The sequence below is a fragment of the Phytoactinopolyspora endophytica genome (genome assembly GCF_004138495.1).
Classification (GTDB): domain Bacteria; phylum Actinomycetota; class Actinomycetes; order Jiangellales; family Jiangellaceae; genus Phytoactinopolyspora; species Phytoactinopolyspora endophytica.
This window is the reverse complement of the sequence record NZ_ML142852.1, coordinates 462019-463419: the sequence shown is the minus strand read 5'-3', so window position 1 is coordinate 463419 and position 1401 is coordinate 462019. Positions and strand designations below refer to the sequence as shown.

General features: G+C 69.3%; 3 protein-coding genes. All 3 read left to right on the top strand.

Annotation, left to right across the window (positions count from 1 at the left end):
* Window positions 1-368, top strand: a 368-nt coding sequence (locus ELR45_RS37415) for an amidohydrolase family protein (protein WP_205856354.1), incomplete at its 5' end; no start/stop codon positions are given.
* 83 nt (window positions 369-451) lie between these two features.
* Window positions 452-838 carry a RidA family protein gene (locus ELR45_RS10500; protein ID WP_129665689.1) on the top strand — a complete coding sequence of 129 codons (387 nt, stop codon included), beginning with the start codon at window positions 452-454 and terminating at the stop codon, window positions 836-838.
* A partial coding sequence (locus ELR45_RS34945; protein WP_476704128.1) for a type III PLP-dependent enzyme domain-containing protein occupies window positions 835-1401 on the top strand: 567 nt, incomplete at its 3' end. The genes ELR45_RS10500 and ELR45_RS34945, both read left to right, overlap by 4 nt.

Sequence of the window (1401 nt, the reverse complement as noted above, 5' to 3'; positions counted from 1 at the left end):
ACGTGGGTGGTTCGGATGGGATCTTCGTCGGCGGGCGCCCGCACCCGCGGGCGTGGGGCACCTTCGCGAGGTTCCTGGCGCTGCACACCCGGGAGGCGGCCGACTGGACGTGGGGCGAGGCCAGCCTGCACTTGGCCGGGCACCCGGCTCGCCGGTTCGGCTTGGCAGATCGGGGGCTGTTGCGTGCCGGGGCGGTGGCCGACGTTGTCGTCGTCGACCCCGTGAGGGTGCAGGACGTGGGAACGTACCCGGATCCGGCACGGCTGGCGGTCGGGATCGACGACGTGTGGGTCAACGGCCGTCGCGTCCTGTGTGGCGGTGAACTCACCCCACAGCTGGCTGGCCGGGCGCTTTCCCCGGGCGCCTGACCAGACCCTGTGCAAGGCGACTTTCACAGCGCTGCACGTCACACGCCCGAGCAACAACACGGAATAAGGACAAGGAGATCACGATGGCAGAGTTCATCATCAGCGACGACCTACCCAAGCCGGCCGGGCCGTACAGTCACGTGGCCCGCGCGGGCGGCACGGTGTGGACGGCCGGGTTCGGCCCGCACGACCCGGCCACCGGCGAGGTGCCGGAAGGTATCGAGGGGCAGACCGAGGCTACTATCGACAACGTCGAACGCGCGCTGGCAGCGGTCGGGCTTGGCCTGGGTGATGTGGTGAAGGTGACCGCGCACCTGCAGCACCTGCACGAGCACTTCGCCCCGTTCAATGAGGTCTACGCCCGCCGGTTCACCGGTACCCGGCCGGTGCGCACCACTGTCGGCTCGGACCTGTTCAACATTCTGGTCGAGATCGACGTGGTCGCCGTCAACCCGTCCGCGTCGTCGTGATCTACCCAGCAACCGGAACAGGGTCCGAGCTGAAGGTGGGTGAGCGGGTCATCGATTGGCGGTGCAAGAGCTTCCCACCCGCCGCCGATGGCCTCACCACCGCGGCTTTCGTCGCTACCCGGCCGAGCCTGCGCGACTTCTCGACTCCGGTCGCGGTCCTGCGTGAGCCGGCGTTGGCGCACAACCTGGCCGCGATGCAGCAGTTTTGCGCTCAGCGTGGGGTTACGCACGCCCCGCATGGCAAGACCACCATGTCCCCGGAGCTGATCGCGCGCCAGCTCGCGCACGGTGTGTGGGGGATGACCGCGGCCACCGCGTGGCAGGCCCGCGCCATGATCAGCATGGGAGCACGCCGGGTCATGGTGGCCAACGAGTGTCTTGACCCGCCAGGTCTGGCCTGGTTGGTCCAGCGGATGCGCGACGACCCCAGCGTCGAGGTGTACGTGTTCGCCGACTCCACCGCGGCCGTGCAGCAGATGCAGGCAATAGTTGCCCGTGTGGACGGTGCGCCGGCGTTGCCGGTTCTGGTCGAGCTCGGCGTCACCGGCGGGCGGGCCGGTGCC

Bases quoted from the DNA above. Each gene is read 5' to 3' on its own strand.
- ELR45_RS10500 (WP_129665689.1), top strand. From the start codon at position 452: ATGGCAGAGTTCATCATCAGCGACGACCTACCCAAGCCGGCCGGGCCG.